This window comes from Mesorhizobium sp. ORM8.1 (genome assembly GCF_053005525.2).
This window is the reverse complement of record NZ_CM132600.1, coordinates 3,441,645-3,458,619: the sequence shown is the minus strand read 5'-3', so window position 1 is coordinate 3,458,619 and position 16,975 is coordinate 3,441,645. Positions and strand designations below refer to the sequence as shown.

Here is a 16,975-nt window from a genome sequence, read left to right as displayed (position 1 = left end):
AACATACGCTGTACTGTCCCGCTCCAGGCTTCAGCATGGACCCAACAGCGCGAGCCCGTCAATCCCGCTCATTACGGCACTTGCGGGCTTGTTATGCAAGTGTATAAATAGCCCTCCATGAAATTTTCTCGGTTTTTTTCAGCTTAAAAAAAGGGCATCGATGAGCGCTTTCGGAGCACAATCCATGGCGGCGCCGCTGCGACGCGTGCTGATGCGCTCGGCGGCCAACGCAATGCGCGACGCCGACAGAGCCGCCTGGCACTATGGTCCGGGGTTCAACCCGGTGAAAGCTGCCTCGCAGCATGCGGTCCTTGCCGAGCTGGTGGCGGCTTCCGGCGCCGAAGTCGAATGGATAGAGGACAAGGCCGACGGACTTTCGGATTCGGTGTTCACGCACGACCCGTCGCTGATGACCGACCGCGGCGCGCTGATCCTGTCCATGGGCAAGCCATTGCGCGCCCGGGAGCCTTCGCTGCATGAGGAGACCTATAAAAGACTGGGCATTCCGATCCTCGGCCGCGTCGAGGCTCCCGGCCAGGTCGAAGGCGGTGATTGCGTATGGCTGGATGCCCGCACGCTGGTCATCGGGCGCGGTGTCCGCTCCAACCAGGAAGGCATCCAGCAGGTGTCCAACTTGCTGACGCCGCTGGGCGTTTTGGTCTACGGCTTCGATCTGCCGCTGTGGCAGGGTGAAGAGGCGTGCCTGCATCTGATGTCGGTGATCAGTCCGCTGGCCGACGACCTCGCATTGGTCTATTCGCCGCTTCTGCCGGCCGCCTTCTATCAGATGCTGAAGGCGCGCCGCGTCCGGCTGGTCGAAGGCGATGCCGAAGAGTTCGCGGCTTCCAACGGCCTCAGCCTGAACGTGCTGCCGACGAGCCCACACAAGGTCATTGCCGTTGCGGGCTTCCCCAAGACCAAGGCCGCGATGGAAGCAGCCGGCTGCACGGTCGAAATCTTCGAGGCGGATGCGCTGTGCATCGCCTGCGAAGGCGGGCCGACATGCCTGACGCGACCGATCCTGCGCCAATGAATGCCACGCCCCGCCGCAGGTTCCGTCGCGAGGGCGAGGAGCGACGGCGGCAGGATCTGATCGAGGCGACCCTGGACAGCGTGGCCGAACATGGCTTGCAGGGCGCTACCTTGCGCACCATCGCCTTGCGCGCCGGCGTCACCGCCGGGTTGATCCGCCACTATTTTCCCAACAAGGAAGAATTGCTGCAGGAAGCCTATGCATCGCTCATGGGCCGCATGACCGAACAGGCGAAAGCGGCGTTGGTCATGGAAGATGCCTCGCCACGCCAGCGCCTTGCGGCGTTCGTCACCGCCAACCTCAACGCGCCGATCATCGACGCACGGGTGTTTTCGCTCTGGGCAACCTTCATCGGTCGCGCCGGTGCGGATCCAAGCCTGGCCCGCGCCCACCGCGAAGGCTATCTTGGCTTTCGCAACGAGGTGGAAGCCGTTGTGGCCGAGGTGCTCGCCGCCGAACGACGCGAGCCGGACGCAGGCCAGCTGCGCCACCATGCCATTGCGATCAACGCGATCATCGACGGGCTCTGGGTGGAAGGCTGCCTGGCCGGCGAGATGTTCTCGCCTGGCGAATTGGCGACGATTGGCATCAAGACTATCGAGGCCGAACTCGGCCTCACGCCGCTAGAGCAATTCCAGGAAAAGCGAGAAGCGGTTTTCCGTCCGCAATTGCCCTGAAAACAAAGAGACAGAGCGGATCGCTGTTCGGTTGAACAGTGATCGGCTCGAAAGGGAGAAGACCAATGACCACGCTTGGCGAAGCGCTCATCACCTTGCTAGAGGCGCATGGCGTCGACACCGTTTTCGGTATTCCGGGCGTTCATACGGTCGAACTCTATCGCGGCCTGGCGCGCTCGAAGATCCGCCACGTCACGCCGCGCCACGAGCAGGGCGCCGGCTTCATGGCCGACGGCTATGCCCGCGCCAGCGGCAGGCCAGGGGTGGCTTTCGTCATCACCGGGCCGGGCCTCACCAACACCATCACCGCCATGGGCCAGGCGCGCGCCGATTCGGTGCCGATGCTGGTGATCTCCGGCGTCAATGCCACCGACACGCTCGGCAAAGGCCTCGGCTTCCTGCACGAACTGCCCGACCAGCGCGGCATGATGGAAAAGGTGGCGCTGTTTTCCGAGCGCGTCACCGAGGCCCATGAATTGCCGGGCGCGCTCGCCCGCGCCTTCGCGCTGTTCTCGTCCGCACGGCCGGGCCCAGTGCATATCGAGATCCCCACCGATGTCATGGTGAAGCCTGCCAATGGGCTTGCACCAACGCTCAGCAATGTCGCCCCGCCGGTACCGGATCGAGCGGCGATTGCTGAAGCGGCAAAGTTGATCGAGGCCGCTCGCCGCCCGCTGATCCTTGCCGGCGGCGGCGCCAAGAAGGCCGACACAGCGTTGCGCCGCCTGGCCGAGACACTTGGCGCACCGGTCGTCGAGACCACCAATGCGCGTGGCCTGATGCACGGCCATCCGCTTTGCGTGCCGGCGAGCCCCAGCCTCAAGGCGGTGCGCGCGCTGATGGCGGACGCCGACCTGGTGATTGCCGCCGGCACGGAGTTCGGCCCCACCGACTATGACGGTTACGGCGATGGCGGCTTCGTGTTGCCGAAGAACCTGATCCGCATCGACATCGGCGCCGACCAGCTGGCACGCCGCCCGGTGACGGTCGCTATCCTGGCCGATTGCGCTCAAGCGACTGAGGCATTGCTCGCCGCGATCGGGCCCGGCCACGCGGCGGCAAAGGATGGCGAGGTTAGCGCCGCGGCGGCGCGTGAAGCTGCGCAGGCCGAGCTGAAGCCCGACTATGTGGCACAGGTGCGCGCGGTGGAGACGATCCGCGACGCTTTGCCGGGCGCAATCATCGTCGGCGATTCCACCCAGCCGATCTACGCCGCCAATCTCTACTACGACCACGACCGTCCAGGCGGCTGGTTCAATGCCGCGACCGGCTTCGGCGCGTTGGGCTACGGCCCGCCGGCCGCCATCGGCGCGGCACTTGCCGTGCCGGAGGCGCCGGTCGTGTCTCTCACCGGCGACGGCGGGTTCCAGTTCACCTTGCCGGAAATCGGCGCGGCGCTCGATGCCGAAGCGCCAGTGATCTTCGTCGTCTGGAACAATCGCGGCTATCGCGAGATCGAGACCTCGATGCTCGATGTCGGCGTCGAGCCGGTCGGCGTGTCGCCGGCGCCGCCGGATTTCTGCAAGCTCGCCGAGGCCTATGGCATCGCCGCCGAACGGCTGACCGGCGTTGGCGGCCTGGCCGAGGCGCTGAAGCGCGCCCGCGCGGCCGGCAAGCCGCGCGTCATCGAAATCACCGTCGACTGATTGCCGTGTCCACGAATGTCGTCGACCAGCAGGTTACGCTGGGCCTTCGTTCCGGCTTTGCCCTGGCCGCTGGTTAGCCGGCTGATGCATGCAAAGACGTGACGGCTGCCATGTCGAGATAGCGATTGAGTGATCGCGCGAAAGGCGCGACGCTTCGCGTCGGCGCGGCTTAACAAGCGACATAATCATAAAAGACGACAGGAGCGGTCCAGGATGACGGAAACACTTGAGGGCAGGCATATCGTTGTAACCGGCGGAACCGGTGCGCTTGGTGGCGCGGTGGTTGGCCGGTTGCTCGAACAGGGCGCGATCTGCCACGTGCCCAATGCCCATGCTGCTGCCCCGCCGCATTTCCCTTTTGCGGCCCACGCCAGTGTCCACCTGGCGCATAATGTCGACCTGTCGGACTCCGCCAAGGTCGAGGCTTTCTACCACCAGGTACCCGAGCTCTGGGCGTCGATCCACCTGGCCGGCGGCTTCACCATGGCGCCGGTCGAAAAGATCGAATCGGCATCCTTCGCCGAAATGATGGAGACCAACGCCCGCACCGCCTTCCTTTGCAGCCGCGCCGCTGTGCGCTCGATGCTGGAGTCCAATACGGCCGGCCGCATCGTCAATGTCGCCGCGCGCGCGGCGCTGGAGCCGCGTAAAGGGTCCGGCATGGTCGCTTATGCCGCGTCCAAGGCCGCGGTCGCGGCTATGACGGTGGCCATGGCCGAAGAGCTGAAGGGCAAAGGCATACTGGTCAACGCCGTGGCGCCGTCGACGCTCGACACGCCTGCCAACCGCGCCGACATGCCCGATGCCGATTTCGGCAAATGGGTCAGCCTCGAAGCCGCCGCCGAGGCAATTGCCTATCTCGCCTCACCGGCCAACCAGGCGATGAGCGGCACGCTGGTTCCGCTGTACGGCCGGGCCTGAGTTTCCATGAGCCGGCGAGCGCTGGCCCGTGCCGTCGCCCCGCTGTTTATGACCGGATCTGAGCCGTTGAAACGGGGCAGCCGGCATCCGATCCGTCGGCATTGCGGTAGGCGTAGATCCGCAGCGGCGACGAAGCATCGGTGGGGCATTCCCGTAACCATGGCGGCGGCTTGCCTTCCATCAGCGCCGCCGCGAATGGGTAGGCGGCGTCCAGTTTCGGCAAAGGCGGGTCCCGCCAGGCGCAAACCGCGACATGTGTCGCCTTGGACGCATCGAGATAGGCGCGCGGATCGGCGGTGGCGGGATCAAGAAACCGGTAGCTTCGCTCGATACCTTGCGCTGAGCGATGGTTGCCGATCGTCACCACCTTGGGACCCGAGGCGAGGGCGACAAAATGCTCCCCCACCTGAGGCGGTGCGAGGATAACCGCGCCTGCCGGCCAGCTTTGCTCCAATTTCAAATGACGGAGGTCGCAGCTTTCCGCCAATTCGCCTGCGGGAATGGCTCCCTGGGAAGGACGAACCGACAAATGATACAGCGCCATTGCGCTAGACAAAGCCAGGCCGGGCAGGATCAACGCATATTTTCGCGATGTCACCGGCACGTTGGGCGTCAGCAATCGTGCCAGTCTCGAACCTGCCGGCAGGAAACTCGCGATCACCAACGCCAGGCCGATGCTGGCGAAAACCGCAGTGTAGCGGAAATAGCGCATATAGCCGATGCCGAGGACCAGCGCGAGGATCGAAAACAGGGCAAGGATGACACGGGGCCGGGTTCTGCTCCGCGGATCGAGGCAGATCACGGCCGGCGCCAGCGCCCCGACGAATATCAGCACCGCGCCGGGTAAAACCAACGACAGAAAATGCTGATAGCGAAACATGCTCTGTTCTTGAACGATCAGATTGATCATGTTGTCGCGGACATAGGCGTCCAGGGCGGCATAAGGACCGTGCAGGCACTGCGGGAACAACAGCACCAGTGCCGCCAGGCTGGCGGTCGCGAGCACCAGAAGGAGTGCCGCCCGCATTGCCCATCCGCCGCGCCTGCCGGCAAGCAGGGGCGCGACCGCAAATGAAAGCCCGGCAGCGACCAGCGCCGTCACATGCGGCGCCGAATAGATGTCGCACTTGGCCAGGGCATAGGCTGAAGGCGGCTGCACGGCGGCAAGCAGGCCGATCGCGCCGGCCGCCAGGCTGAGCCCGAAACGGGTGATCCTGGCCGCGTCGTCGTCGTGGCCGGCGATCCAGTCAAAGGCATAGATCGCCATGACCAGGGCGTAGAAGGGCGCGAACTCAGCGCTGATTGCAAATGCCAGCGCCGCCAGCAGCCCGTTGATGACCGGAGCGGCGCGGCTCCGCGACAGCAACAGAATCAGAGCTGCCAACAGAAGCAATATCTGCAGATTGTGGTAGTCGATCCGCCCGGGCGCGTATTCGAAAAAGCTGCCTGTCGAGAAGATCAGCGCCAGCGGCAAAGCCGCCGCCGTCTTGCCGATATCCATTGCGGCCACCAGCCGGGTGTAGAAATAGAGTGCCGGCGCGAACAACAGCAGAGGCACGACCGCGCTCGCCGTCGCCAAAGCCGGCTCGATGCCCGCGAATGGCGCGAGCAGGCCCGCGAAGACGGCATAAGGCAGGTCCACGATCCCTGGCCAATGCGAGACATAGGGCTCCGGCTGGACTATGCCGGGCAGTGTGCGGTCGAAGATATCCCCGGTGTGAAGCAAGGTGCGGACTTCGTGCAGCTTGATCACGTCGTCCATGTCGCCGTTGAGCTGGACGCCGAAGGACCGCAGCACGATCATGATGATCGCCATGCCGCAATAGCAGAACAAGGCCGGCGATCTGGCGTAAAGCCGCAGCGCCCGCGATGGTGGCATGGCGGGACGATCGTCGCCGTTGCTCATGGAAAGCCCTTCCCTCGGGCTATAGCCAATACGCCAGGAAGTTTATCTTGCCGTAAAGAAAAAACCCCGCCGGAGCGATCCGGCGGGGTTTTGTTTTGGAGGGGGCTTAGCTGCCCTGCTTCTTCAGCGCGGCGCCCAGGATGTCGCCCAGCGAGGCGCCGGAGTCGGTCGAGCCGTACTGCGCGACTGCTTCCTTCTCCTCGGCGATTTCCAGCGCCTTGATCGAGACCTGCAGCTTGCGGGTCTTCTTGTCGAAGGCGATGACGCGGGCGTCGACCTTCTGGCCGACGGTGAAGCGCTCGGGGCGCTGCTCGTCGCGGTCACGCGAAAGGTCGGAGCGCTTGATGAAGGTCTCTAGGCCGCTGTCGACCAGCCGCACTTCCAGACCGCCATCCTTGACGCCGATGACCTCGCAGGTGACGACGGCGTTCTTGCGCAGTTCGCCGCTGTTGGCTGCTTCGCCGACCGTATCCTTGGCCAGCTGCTTGATGCCGAGCGAGATGCGCTCCTTCTCGATGTCGACGTCGAGCACCTGCGCCTTGACCATGTCGCCGCGATTGTACTCTTCGATGACCTGCTCGCCCGGACGGGTCCAGTCGAGATCGGAAAGGTGCACCATGCCGTCCACGTCGCCTTCCAGGCCGATGAACAGGCCGAACTCGGTCTTGTTCTTGACCTCGCCCTCGACCTGGCTGCCAACCGGATGGCTGCGCGCGAAGGCTTCCCACGGGTTCTCCAGTGTCTGCTTGAGACCGAGCGAGATGCGGCGCTTGGCCGGATCGACTTCGAGCACCACGACGTCGACTTCCTGCGTCGTCGACAGGATCTTGCCGGGGTGCACGTTCTTCTTGGTCCACGACATTTCCGAAACGTGGATGAGGCCTTCGATGCCCGGCTCCAGCTCGACGAACGCGCCGTAGTCGGTGATGTTGGTGACGGTGCCGCGGATCTTCTTGCCGATCGGGAACTTGGTGCCGATATCCGACCACGGATCCGACTCGAGCTGCTTCATGCCGAGCGAGATGCGGTGGGTTTCCTGGTTGATGCGGATGATCTGCACCTTGACCGTCTGACCGATGTTGAGGATTTCGGTCGGATGGTTGACGCGGCGCCATGCCATGTCGGTGACATGCAGCAGGCCGTCGATGCCGCCGAGGTCGACGAACGCACCGTAGTCGGTGATGTTCTTGACCACGCCTTCGACAACCTGGCCCTCTTCGAGGTTCTGCACGATTTCCGAACGCTGTTCGGCGCGGCTCTCTTCGAGCACGGTGCGGCGCGACACCACGATGTTGCCGCGGCGGCGATCCATCTTGAGGATCTCGAAGGGCTGCGGGTTGTGCATCAGCGGGGTGACGTCGCGGATCGGGCGGATATCGACCTGACTGCGCGGCAGGAACGCCACGGCGCCGTCGAGATCGACCGTGAAGCCGCCCTTGACCTGGTTGAAGATGACGCCTTCGACGCGCTCACCCTTGGTGAACTTCTCCTCGAGGCGGACCCAGCTCTCCTCGCGGCGAGCCTTCTCGCGCGACAGCATGGCCTCGCCAAGCGCGTTTTCGATGCGCTCGACATAGACTTCGACGGTGTCGCCGACCTTGAGGGTGGTTTCCTTGCCCTTGGCGCCGAATTCCTTCAGCGGCACGCGGCCTTCGACCTTGAGGCCGACATCGATGATGGCCATGTCCTTTTCGATCGCGGTGATCGTGCCCCGGACAACCTGGCCTTCGCCGGAATGGCCGGCGGTGAATGATTCTTCGAGCATGCTCGCGAAATCGTCGCGAGACGGATTGGCTACTGACATTGTTTCTCCTGGAATGCTCCGCAACGAGCGAAGCGGGCGCCGTGGGTTAGCGTTGCGTGAGCCTGCCGGCGTTCCGGGCTAAAAGCCCTGGGCCGCTTTTAGCGGCAAGTCCGGCGCATGAAGAATGCTGGCAGGCTGGTTCTTGCCCGATATGGGTATTTTCGGCGCCTACGGCAAACGAAACGCCCGGATCAGGGCTTGTTTCTCTTGGCCAGGACGTCGTCAACGATCGCCATGGCCGCCAGGAACGCGGCCTCTATAGCCATTTCGCTGGTATCAAGCAAGTGCGCGTCTGTCGCCGGCTTGAGCGGCGAGTCGGCGCGGCCCATGTCGCGCTCGTCGCGGCGCTCGATATCGGCCAGGATGGTGGCGAAATCGGCGCTGCCGCCGATAGCCTCGATCTCGGCCAGCCGGCGCCTGGCGCGCACCTCCCCGCTTGCCGTGACATAGAGCTTGATGTCGGCGTCGGGGCACACGACGGTGCCGATATCGCGGCCGTCGAGCACAGCGCCCGGCGGCGCCTTGGCAAAGGCGCGCTGCTTTTCCACCAGGATGCGCCGTACCGTGGGGATGACCGCGACTTTCGACGCGGCCTCGCCTACCGCATGCGCCGAAAGCACCACGCGGTCGAGGTCCGAGAGGTTCACCTGGCGCGCCGCCGTTTCCGCCGCTGAGACATTGTCGAGCGGCAGGCCGAGCTCGAGCAACTTATGGGCCACCGCGCGGTAGGTGAGGCCGGTGTCGAGCAGGTTGAGGCGGTAATGGTCGGCAAGGCGGCGGGCCAGCGTGCCCTTGCCGGCGCCGGCGGGGCCGTCGATGGCGATGGTGAAGGTGTCGGTCATGGTCGGGCCGCCGAAAAGCACAGGGGCTGTCCCGCCGACATCTCCGCTTGCTTTGCGCTTGCCATCAACCTTTATCCGATCTCCGCGCCCAGCCCCGTCATCAGCCCCATGAACTCCGGAAAGCTCGTCGCGATCATGTTCGCATCGTCGATGGTCACCGGCTTTTCCGTCGCCAGGCCCATCACCAGGAAGCTCATGGCGATGCGGTGGTCGAGATGGGTCTTCACCGGCGCGTCCGGTCCATTGCCGCCCAGGCCCTTGCCGTCGGGCTTGCCGCGCACGGTGAGGCTTGCCTCGCCCTCGGCGCAGTCGACGCCGTTGAGCTTCAGCCCATTGGCGACCGCCGCCAGCCGGTCGGATTCCTTGACGCGCAGTTCCTCCAGCCCCTGCATCAGCGTTTCGCCTTCGGCGAAGCTCGCCGCGACCGCCAGCACCGGGTATTCATCGATCATCGACGGCGCCCGCTCCGGCGGCACGATAACGCCTTTGAGCTCGGAGGCGCGCACGCGCAGGTCCGCGACATCCTCGCCGCCGGCATTGCGCGGATTGAGGATGTCGATCCGGCCGCCCATTTCCTGCAGCGTCAAAAGCAGGCCGGTGCGGGTCGGGTTCATCAGCACATTCTCGATTGTAATGTCCGAACCCGGCACGATGAGCGCGGCGACCAGCGGGAAGCCGGCCGAGGAGGGGTCGCCGGGAACGGCGATCGTCTGTCCGGTAAGCCTGCCCTGGCCTTCGATGAAGATATGGCGCACGCCACGCTCGTCGGTCTCGACGCTCAGGTTGGCGCCAAAACCCTTCAGCATTTTTTCCGTATGATCGCGCGTCATCACCGGCTCGATCACCGTGGTGATGCCCGGCGTGTTCAAGCCCGCAAGCAGCACCGCCGACTTCACCTGCGCGGAAGCCATCGGCACGCGATAGGTGATGGGTGCAGCATGTTTGGGGCCGCGCAGCGTGATCGGCATGCGGTCGCCGGGTGCCGCCTGCAACACTTGCACGCCCATCTGGCGCAGCGGTTCCAGCACGCGGCCCATCGGCCGTCCCGACAGCGAGGCATCGCCGATGAAGGTCGTCTCCATGTCATAGGTGCCGACCAGGCCCATGGTGAGCCTGGAGCCGGTGCCGGCATTGCCGAAGTCGAGCGGGCGTTCCGGTTGCAGGAGCGCGCCGTTGCCGGTGCCGCGGATCACCCATTCGGCGCCGTTCTTTTCAATATGCGCGCCCATCGCCTTCATGGCCGCACCCGTGCGCATCACGTCCTCGCCCTCGAGCAGGCCGGTGATGCGGGTCTCGCCGGAGGCGAGACCGCCGAACATAAAAGAGCGATGCGAGATGGATTTGTCGCCCGGCACGCGTGCGACGCCGCTCAACCCTTTCGACATGCGGGCCGTGGCCTGCTTCGGGGCGGCAGAGTGAGACATGGTCTTTTCCAAATGACAGTGCCGGCGGACCGGCTCGGTTCGTGATGTTGCGGCGGTCTCGTATCACGGCGAGCAATAATGGTCATCCCCTCGCGCGAGCCTTTGAAAGCCGCCTTTTCATGAGGCGGCTTTAGGCTTTGACAGCGCCGTCAACTGCGGCTAAGGGGACCCTTCTTTTTTTGACGAGGCTTGCTGTGGCGAAAGCTGAACTTGGCACAAAGCGTGTCGACCCTGAAACGGGTCGGAAATTCTACGACCTGAACAAGGACCCGATCGTCTCGCCCTATACCGGCAAGAGCTATCCGCGTTCCTATTTCGACGATGGCAAGATTGCCGCCATCGAGGAAGAGGAGGAGGTCGCGGAGAAGGAAGTCGACGCCGAGGAGGAAGAAGGCGCCGAAATCGTCTCGCTGGAAGACGCGGACGAGGAGGCCAAGGGCGGCGCGGACGATCTTCCCGATCTCGGCGACGATGAGGAAGATGTCGATCTCGGCGACGATGACGACGACACCTTCCTTGCCGATGAGGAAGAAGAGGACGACGACGTCGCCGACATGATCGGCGTCGGCGACGACGACGACGAGGTCTGATCGGATCGTTTGCCGGCCATTTTCGCCTTTGGCGAAAAAGCGGCCTGTGAAGGCTTGATCTTGACCGAAGGCGGCGCTAGAAGCCGCCAGCACTGAAAGACGGCGCGGCCTTCAAACCGCGCCGGATCTCTTCGCCGGAAACGGCGCCGGCTGACTGCCGGGAGTGGGGCCATAGCTCAGTTGGGAGAGCGCTTGAATGGCATTCAAGAGGTCGTCGGTTCGATCCCGATTGGCTCCACCAAACAGTCTCTCGCTGGGCTTCGCGGCATTTGCACTCGTTGCCTGCCAATCCGCTCCTGAGACACCGCCTGCTGCCCTACCGCAACCTGTCCCGGCTGCCGTTGCAGCGCCTGCCGCGTCGAATTCGGCGGCTTTGGATCAGGCTGTTTCGGTCACGCCGCCCGGCAAGGGCGTTCCGGCCAGATATGCGGCATTCTCCGGTATCTGGGCCGGACAGCTCAACGGCATGTATGACGGCAAGCTGGCGGTTCTGACGGTGTCCCCGGGCGGGCAGGTGACGGTCAGCTACGCCTGGGGCGATCTCGCCGACAACAAGCCGGGTGTCGCCGACGGCTCTGGCAGGATTTCCGGCAACACCATGAAGCTTGGTCGCCTGCCGAATGGCGCCGATATCACCGCCGCGATGCTGTCTGAAGGAACGCTCAACGTTACCTACGCGCTTGCCGGCCAGACCTATACCGGCCAGTTCACCCGGGTCGACCGCTGAAAACCGTCTACTAAGACTGAAGCGGGTCCGGCGTGATCCGCACGCACATCGGCGTTCCAATCTCGATTGCCTGCCCGGTGTTGGCCAGCCGGCCGCTCGCTTCGTCCCGCGCGAAGATGGAAATGCGATCGGCGTTCTGATTGGCCGAAAACAGGTGTCGGCCGGAGGGTGTCAGCGCCAGGTTGCGCGGCGTCGCGCCGCCACAGGGCGTGAAGTCGACGATGTTGAGTTCCCCCGATTGCTGATCGACCGAGAAGATGGCGACGCTGTCGTGGCCGCGGTTGGAGCCATAGAGGAAGCGGCCGTCGGGCGAGATCTGGATGTCGGCGCAATGATTGATCGCGCGGGCTTGCGCCGGAACCGCCGGCTTGGTGTCGATCAATTCGAGCTTGCCGGAGGATTGATCGAGCGCCAGCGAGACCACCGTCGAGTCGAGCTCGTTCATGACGAACACGAACCTGCCGTTCGGATGCAGCGCGAGATGGCGCGGACCGGCGCCGGGTGCCAGTGAAGACGAGGCAAGCTTGCTCAGACCGCCGTCGGCCTCGATCCGGTAGGAAACAAGCTGGTCGATGCCGAGATCGGCGACGATGGCGGTGCCGCCCTGGATGGTTTCGGTGACGCTATGGGCATGCGACCGCTCCTGGCGCTCGGCATTGGGGCCGGTTCCGGAATGCGCCACGCTTGCCAGCGGCGTGGTCAGGCCGCCATCGGCCTGCAGACCGAACACAGACACAGCCTTGTCGGGGCCGCCGCTTCCCATCCCGTAATTGGCCACCAGCAGCTTGCTGCCGTCGCGGGTGATCGTGTTGTGCGCCGTGATGCTGCCGAGCGACGGCTGCTTGTTGATATAGGCCAGCGTATTGGTGGCGCGCTCGAAGCGATAGGCCGAGACCGTGCCCTCGCGCCAGGCGAAGACTTCCGAATTGGCATAGATCAGCGAGCCGTCCGGCGTCACCGACAGGAAGGTCGGATTGTCGACCTCGCTGGTCTCGGCAAGCTTCTGCACCGCAAGCGTCGCCTCGTCGAAAGCGTAGACGCCAAGCCCGACGCCGCGCGCGCCCTGAAAATAGGGTGCCTCGCGATTGAGGCTGCCGACAAACACAAGACAGGCGCTCTGCATCGAATTCCTCCCATGGTCCGGCGGCCCTCCACGAGTGCCGGTCAGCAAAAATTTCGCCGATCGTCGCTTGCAAGGCAATCCCATATGTGAAAATATTATTTACAAAAGAAAATCGACGGGAGGAAAAGCGGCAATGCATCTCGCCATCCGGCATCGTGCCCGGCGTTGCTTTGCCGGCATCGCCCGGCAAGATCGGTGCGCGGCATGAGCGCGTTCTCGCCGACTATCGGTGTCGCCTCGACGCACCCGACCGACATGCCGCAAGGCCATGCCGAGATCCCGGTCTGGAATTCGGAAAACTGGTTCTACGAGGACTGGCAGCCCGGCCACAAAATCCGCTCGCTACGGCGCACCATCGCCGAGGGCGAAAGTCATATGTTCAATGCGCTGGTGCTGGATATCCACCCTTACGTGCAGGACCAGATGTTCGCCGAGCGGGAGGGCATCTTCGGCAAGCGGCTGGTGGCCGGCGCCTTCGTCTTTTCCGCCGGGCTCGGCCTCGTCGCCACCAACTGCGTCAACGCCTTCTCTTATGGCTATGACAAGCTACGCTTCATCAAGCCGGTGTTCATCGGCGACACCATCTATTCGATCCGCACCAACCTCGACAAAAAGCCGCGCTACAAGGACATGGGTCTGATCCGCGCCAGCTATGAAGTCTTCAAGGGTGAAGGGGAGCTGGTGCTTTACTGCGAGCATCTGCAGACGGTGAAATACAAGAACCCGGCCGATTTCGTCGGCAAGACCGAGAAGTGAACCGTGGTCGCTGAAAAAGAACTTCCGCTGGCCGGCCTCGTCGTCATCGACATGAGTCAGTTCCTGTCGGGTCCCTATTGCTCGCTGCGCCTGCTCGACCTTGGCGCGCGCGTCATCAAGATCGAGCGGCCCGATGGCGGCGACCTGTCGCGCCGGCTTTATCTCAGCGACACCGAAATCGGCGGCGATTCCACCATTTTCCACGCCATCAACCGCGGCAAGGAAAGCCTTGCCATCGATCTCAAGGACGCGGCCGACCTCGCCGCGCTGCGCGGGCTCATCGCCAAGGCGGACGTGCTCATCCAGAACTTCAGGCCGGGCGTCATCGAACGCCTCGGCCTCGACTACGAGCATGTGAAGACCATCAATCCGCGGCTCGTCTACGCCTCGATCAGCGGCTATGGCGAGGAAGGCCCCTGGGTGAAGAGGCCCGGACAGGACCTGCTTGCGCAATCGCGCTCCGGCGTGATGTGGCTGAACGGCGATGAGGAGCAGGGACCGGTGCCCTTCGGCCTGGCGATCGCCGACATGCTGGCGGGCGCCGCCTGCGCGCAAGGCATCCTCGCCAAACTGGTGCGCCGCGGCATCACCGGCCAGGGCGGCCATGTCGAGACCAGCCTGCTCGAGGCGCTGATCGATTTCCAGTTCGAGGTGCTGACCACGCATCTCAATGACGGCCGCCGCCTGCCCAAGCGCTCGTCCTTCCGCAGCGCGCACGCCTATCTGTCGGCGCCCTACGGTGTTTACCCGGCAAAGGATGGCTATTTGGCGATAGCCATGACGCCGATCCCGAAGCTCGCCGATCTGCTCGAATTGCCCGAACTCGATCCATTCCGCGACAAACCGGCGACCTGGTTCACCGCGCGCGACGAGATCAAGGCGATCATCGCCAGGCGTATTGCGCGGAAGACCATCGATGAGTGGCTGGCCATTCTGGAACCCGCCGATATCTGGTGCGCCAAGGTGCTGACCTGGCCGGAGATGATGGCAAGCGACGGCTTCAAGGCGCTCGACATGCTGCAGACCGTGACGCGCGAGGACAATGTCTCGATCCTCACCACGCGCTCGCCGCTGCGCGTCGACGGTATTCGCCCGGTGGTGGATCGCGCCGCGCCCCGCATCGGCGAGCACAGCGACAGGATACGCGCGGAGTTCGGCCTGTGAGCGGTGTTGCGCTGAAAGGCATGACCTGGAGCCACCCGCGCGGCTACGACCCGATGGTGGCGTGCTCGGCGCTGTGGAGTGAAAAGACCGGCGTCTCGATCGAGTGGGAAAAGCGCTCGCTGCAGGATTTCGAATCCTTTCCGGTGGAAGAGCTCGCGCGCGCCTACGATCTCATCGTCATCGATCATCCGCATGTAGGCCAGATCACCGCCGAAAAGTGCCTGGCGCCGCTCGACGTGCCTGGTCGCGAGGCGGAACGCGAGGCGCTGGCGGCGGGGAGCGTCGGCCGCTCCTATCCGAGTTACAATTGGCAAGGCCGGCAATGGGCCTTTCCAATCGATGCGGCGACACAGGTGCAGGCCTGGCGTCCCGATCTGATAGAGGCCGCGCCGACGGTCTGGACCGAAGTGCTGCAGCTTGCCGAGCAGGGCCGCGTGCTCCTGCCGCTGAGACCGCCGCACTCGCTGATGTGCTTCTACACTTTAGCCGCCGATGTCGGCCGGCCCTGCGCCGTCGATGGCCCCGGCGATCTGATCGATGCCGATACGGGCGAGACCGCCTTCGAGATGCTGCGAGAGATCGCCGCGCTCGTCGATCCTGAATGCCTGGCGATGGACCCGATCGCCGTGTTCGAAAAGATGGCCGAACCCGGCTCGGCCTTCGCCTGCGCGCCGCTGATCTACGGTTATGTGCCCTACGCCGTGGAGGGTTTCAGGCCGCGCCGCCTTGCCTTTGCCGACATGCCTTCGGTTGGATTGCTCGGGCCTGTCGGTTCTGCGCTGGGCGGCACCGGCATTGCCGTATCGGCCTTTTCCGCCGAACGGGAGGCGGCCATCGACTTCGCCTATTGGATCGCCAGCGGCGCGGTGCAGCGCGGGCCTTATGCCGCCGCCGGCGGCCAGCCCGGCCATGCCGCGGCCTGGGAGGATGACTCCGTCAACGCCGCCACGGGCGACTTTTATCGCGCGACCAGGGCGACGCTCGAAGGCGCCTGGGTTCGCCCGCGCCATGACGGCTATATGGCATTCCAGCAGCAGGCTTCCGACCGCATCAACGAGGGCCTGGCCGGCAAACAGGACGCCCGTCGCGTCGTTGCCGACATCAATCGCCTTTTTCGCGAGAGCTTCGCGCCGGCCGTCGCGGCCGGCCAGTCCATTGCAACCAAGGGAGGAAAAAATGACCAGCCTGCTACGCGGCCTTCTCGCCGCAACAGCCTTCGCGTCGATCCCGCTCGCCGCGCACGCGGCCGACGTGAAATCGGCGATCGATGGCCTGCCGGATTTGCTCAAGGCGCAATATGACGGCGCGCCGCAAAAGGTGCTGCCGTCGGCCTGGGACAATTTCACGCCGCCGCCCAAGCCGTGGAAATGGTGCCATTCGGAAAGCTACCAGGGCAATCCGTGGCGCGTGTCGGTGACCAAGGAATTGAAGCGGCTGGTCGACGGGCTGATCGCCGACGGCACGGTGTCGAGCTTCGAAGTGTCGGATTCCAACAACGATCCGAGCCAGCAGATCAACCAGATCCGCGCCTTCATCGACAAGAAGTGCTCGATCATCACCTCGATCCCCGGCTCGGCGACGGCGCTCGACGATGCCGTGGACGCCGCGGCCAAGGCCGGCATTCCCTTCATCACGGCGGCTGGCTCGATCACCAGCCCCAACGCCATCAACGTCGATTCCAACTATGCCCGCTGGGGCTATGACATGATGACGGCGATCGGCAAGGCCAAGGCCGATTCCAGCGTGCTGGTCGTCGAAGGCATCGCCGGGCATCCGATCGTGGTCCAGGAAAAGCAGGGCGCCGATAAGGCGCTTGGCGAAAACACCGGCCTCAAGGTCGCGCGCACCGTCAACGGCAACTGGACCGCCAACGTCACCAAGACGGTGGTGCTCCAGGCGATCGCCACCAACCCGGCGCCGATCGACGCGGTCTGGACGACGGGCAGCGAAAGCCGCGTCGTCGCCGAAGCCTTCGCCGAAGCCGGCCGTCCCGCGCCGTTGATCACCGGTTCGATCACCGGCGATGCGCTCGGCTACTGGAAGGCCAATCCCGACAAATACCGCTTCGAAGGCCATGCCGTGCTGCCGGGCTGGACGGCGCAGACGTTGTTCCGCGTCGGCGAGCGCATGCTCGACGGCCAGAAGCCGAAGCTCAACACGTTGCTCATCCCGATCCCGCCGGTGCATGCCGCCGAACTCGACAAATGGTACAAGGACTGCATGACGCCGGACGCCGTTTCGGTCTTCCCGGTGCCGCCGGCTGATCCGATGCCGGAGGACGCGCTCGACGCCTATTTCAGCAACCCGGCGCCGACCAAGGGCTGGGACTATTCCAAGGTGCCGGACGCCTGCGCCAAGTGAT

Annotated in this window: 15 protein-coding genes and 1 tRNA gene; 11 read left to right on the top strand and 5 right to left on the bottom strand. The window is 64.4% G+C overall.

Going from position 1 to position 16,975, the window contains the following annotated elements:
• Nucleotides 1-160 precede the first annotated feature (160 nt).
• The 4 genes from ACVDG8_RS17355 to ACVDG8_RS17340 all read left to right on the top strand — a co-directional run bounded on the left by ACVDG8_RS17355 (nucleotide 161) and on the right by ACVDG8_RS17340 (nucleotide 4,277).
• The gene (locus tag ACVDG8_RS17355) at nucleotides 161-1,033 is read left to right on the top strand and encodes a dimethylarginine dimethylaminohydrolase family protein (RefSeq protein WP_447255762.1); all 873 of its coding nucleotides are present in this window, start codon (nucleotides 161-163) and stop codon (nucleotides 1,031-1,033) included.
• Nucleotides 1,030-1,710, top strand: a complete 681-nt coding sequence (locus ACVDG8_RS17350; RefSeq protein ID WP_447255761.1) for a TetR family transcriptional regulator C-terminal domain-containing protein — start codon at nucleotides 1,030-1,032, stop codon at nucleotides 1,708-1,710. The genes ACVDG8_RS17355 and ACVDG8_RS17350 overlap by 4 nt, the downstream gene beginning before the upstream one ends.
• A 65-nt stretch (nucleotides 1,711-1,775) precedes the next feature.
• Nucleotides 1,776-3,356: a 5-guanidino-2-oxopentanoate decarboxylase gene (locus tag ACVDG8_RS17345; RefSeq protein WP_455707800.1), complete on the top strand. Its 1,581-nt coding sequence runs from the start codon at nucleotides 1,776-1,778 to the stop codon at nucleotides 3,354-3,356.
• A 213-nt stretch (nucleotides 3,357-3,569) separates the two neighbouring features.
• A complete protein-coding gene (locus tag ACVDG8_RS17340; RefSeq protein ID WP_447255759.1) occupies nucleotides 3,570-4,277 on the top strand; it encodes an SDR family NAD(P)-dependent oxidoreductase in 708 nt (235 codons plus the stop codon).
• A 46-nt stretch (nucleotides 4,278-4,323) separates the two neighbouring features.
• Here ACVDG8_RS17340 and ACVDG8_RS17335 read toward each other — a convergent pair whose 3' ends face one another.
• The 4 genes from ACVDG8_RS17335 to aroA form a co-directional block, all read right to left on the bottom strand.
• On the bottom strand, nucleotides 4,324-6,183 hold the full coding sequence (locus tag ACVDG8_RS17335) for a hypothetical protein (RefSeq protein WP_447255758.1): 1,860 nt from the start codon (nucleotides 6,181-6,183) through the stop codon (nucleotides 4,324-4,326).
• Nucleotides 6,184-6,289: 106 nt separating this feature from the next.
• On the bottom strand, nucleotides 6,290-7,987 hold the full coding sequence (rpsA, locus tag ACVDG8_RS17330) for a 30S ribosomal protein S1 (RefSeq protein ID WP_447255757.1): 1,698 nt from the start codon (nucleotides 7,985-7,987) through the stop codon (nucleotides 6,290-6,292).
• Between the two features lie 191 nt (nucleotides 7,988-8,178).
• Complete coding sequence (gene cmk, locus ACVDG8_RS17325; protein WP_447255756.1) at nucleotides 8,179-8,829, bottom strand: (d)CMP kinase; 651 nt, start codon at nucleotides 8,827-8,829, stop codon at nucleotides 8,179-8,181.
• 71 nt (nucleotides 8,830-8,900) lie between these two features.
• Nucleotides 8,901-10,253, bottom strand: a complete 1,353-nt coding sequence (aroA, locus tag ACVDG8_RS17320) for a 3-phosphoshikimate 1-carboxyvinyltransferase (protein ID WP_447255755.1) — start codon at nucleotides 10,251-10,253, stop codon at nucleotides 8,901-8,903.
• A gap of 194 nt (nucleotides 10,254-10,447) precedes the next feature.
• Here aroA and ACVDG8_RS17315 point away from each other — a divergent pair, with 194 nt between their 5' ends.
• The 3 genes from ACVDG8_RS17315 to ACVDG8_RS17305 all read left to right on the top strand — a co-directional run bounded on the left by ACVDG8_RS17315 (nucleotide 10,448) and on the right by ACVDG8_RS17305 (nucleotide 11,570).
• Nucleotides 10,448-10,843: a TIGR02300 family protein gene (locus tag ACVDG8_RS17315; RefSeq protein WP_371008327.1), complete on the top strand. Its 396-nt coding sequence runs from the start codon at nucleotides 10,448-10,450 to the stop codon at nucleotides 10,841-10,843.
• Nucleotides 10,844-11,008: 165 nt separating this feature from the next.
• Nucleotides 11,009-11,084 (top strand) — tRNA-Ala (locus ACVDG8_RS17310).
• Between the two features lie 132 nt (nucleotides 11,085-11,216).
• Nucleotides 11,217-11,570 carry a hypothetical protein gene (locus tag ACVDG8_RS17305; protein ID WP_447255754.1) on the top strand — a complete coding sequence of 118 codons (354 nt, stop codon included), beginning with the start codon at nucleotides 11,217-11,219 and terminating at the stop codon, nucleotides 11,568-11,570.
• 10 nt (nucleotides 11,571-11,580) lie between these two features.
• Here the strand turns inward: ACVDG8_RS17305 and ACVDG8_RS17300 are convergent, their stop codons facing one another.
• Nucleotides 11,581-12,693 carry a lactonase family protein gene (locus tag ACVDG8_RS17300; protein WP_447255753.1) on the bottom strand — a complete coding sequence of 371 codons (1,113 nt, stop codon included), beginning with the start codon at nucleotides 12,691-12,693 and terminating at the stop codon, nucleotides 11,581-11,583.
• Between the two features lie 204 nt (nucleotides 12,694-12,897).
• On the opposite strand from ACVDG8_RS17300, the gene ACVDG8_RS17295 reads away from it, so the two are divergent.
• Genes ACVDG8_RS17295 through ACVDG8_RS17280 form a run of 4 tightly spaced genes read left to right on the top strand, consistent with a single transcriptional unit; the run spans nucleotide 12,898 to nucleotide 16,974 of the window.
• Nucleotides 12,898-13,449, top strand: coding sequence for a MaoC family dehydratase (locus ACVDG8_RS17295; RefSeq protein ID WP_447255752.1), 552 nt, complete (start codon nucleotides 12,898-12,900; stop codon nucleotides 13,447-13,449).
• 3 nt (nucleotides 13,450-13,452) lie between these two features.
• Nucleotides 13,453-14,613 carry a CaiB/BaiF CoA transferase family protein gene (locus ACVDG8_RS17290; protein WP_447255751.1) on the top strand — a complete coding sequence of 387 codons (1,161 nt, stop codon included), beginning with the start codon at nucleotides 13,453-13,455 and terminating at the stop codon, nucleotides 14,611-14,613.
• A gap of 20 nt (nucleotides 14,614-14,633) precedes the next feature.
• On the top strand, nucleotides 14,634-15,914 hold the full coding sequence (locus ACVDG8_RS17285; RefSeq protein WP_455707847.1) for an extracellular solute-binding protein: 1,281 nt from the start codon (nucleotides 14,634-14,636) through the stop codon (nucleotides 15,912-15,914).
• Nucleotides 15,799-16,974: a substrate-binding domain-containing protein gene (locus ACVDG8_RS17280; RefSeq protein WP_455707846.1), complete on the top strand. Its 1,176-nt coding sequence runs from the start codon at nucleotides 15,799-15,801 to the stop codon at nucleotides 16,972-16,974. Before ACVDG8_RS17285 ends, ACVDG8_RS17280 begins: the two co-directional genes overlap by 116 nt.
• Nucleotide 16,975: the final 1 nt, after the last annotated feature.

Bases quoted from the DNA above. Each gene is read 5' to 3' on its own strand.
- ACVDG8_RS17355 (WP_447255762.1), top strand. From the start codon at position 161: ATGAGCGCTTTCGGAGCACAATCCATGGCGGCGCCGCTGCGACGCGTG.
- ACVDG8_RS17350 (WP_447255761.1), top strand. From the start codon at position 1,030: ATGAATGCCACGCCCCGCCGCAGGTTCCGTCGCGAGGGCGAGGAGCGA.
- ACVDG8_RS17345 (WP_455707800.1), top strand. From the start codon at position 1,776: ATGACCACGCTTGGCGAAGCGCTCATCACCTTGCTAGAGGCGCATGGC.
- ACVDG8_RS17340 (WP_447255759.1), top strand. From the start codon at position 3,570: ATGACGGAAACACTTGAGGGCAGGCATATCGTTGTAACCGGCGGAACC.
- ACVDG8_RS17335 (WP_447255758.1), bottom strand. From the start codon at position 6,183: ATGAGCAACGGCGACGATCGTCCCGCCATGCCACCATCGCGGGCGCTG.
- rpsA (WP_447255757.1), bottom strand. From the start codon at position 7,987: ATGTCAGTAGCCAATCCGTCTCGCGACGATTTCGCGAGCATGCTCGAA.
- cmk (WP_447255756.1), bottom strand. From the start codon at position 8,829: ATGACCGACACCTTCACCATCGCCATCGACGGCCCCGCCGGCGCCGGC.
- aroA (WP_447255755.1), bottom strand. From the start codon at position 10,253: ATGTCTCACTCTGCCGCCCCGAAGCAGGCCACGGCCCGCATGTCGAAA.
- ACVDG8_RS17300 (WP_447255753.1), bottom strand. From the start codon at position 12,693: ATGCAGAGCGCCTGTCTTGTGTTTGTCGGCAGCCTCAATCGCGAGGCA.
- ACVDG8_RS17295 (WP_447255752.1), top strand. From the start codon at position 12,898: ATGAGCGCGTTCTCGCCGACTATCGGTGTCGCCTCGACGCACCCGACC.
- ACVDG8_RS17285 (WP_455707847.1), top strand. From the start codon at position 14,634: ATGACCTGGAGCCACCCGCGCGGCTACGACCCGATGGTGGCGTGCTCG.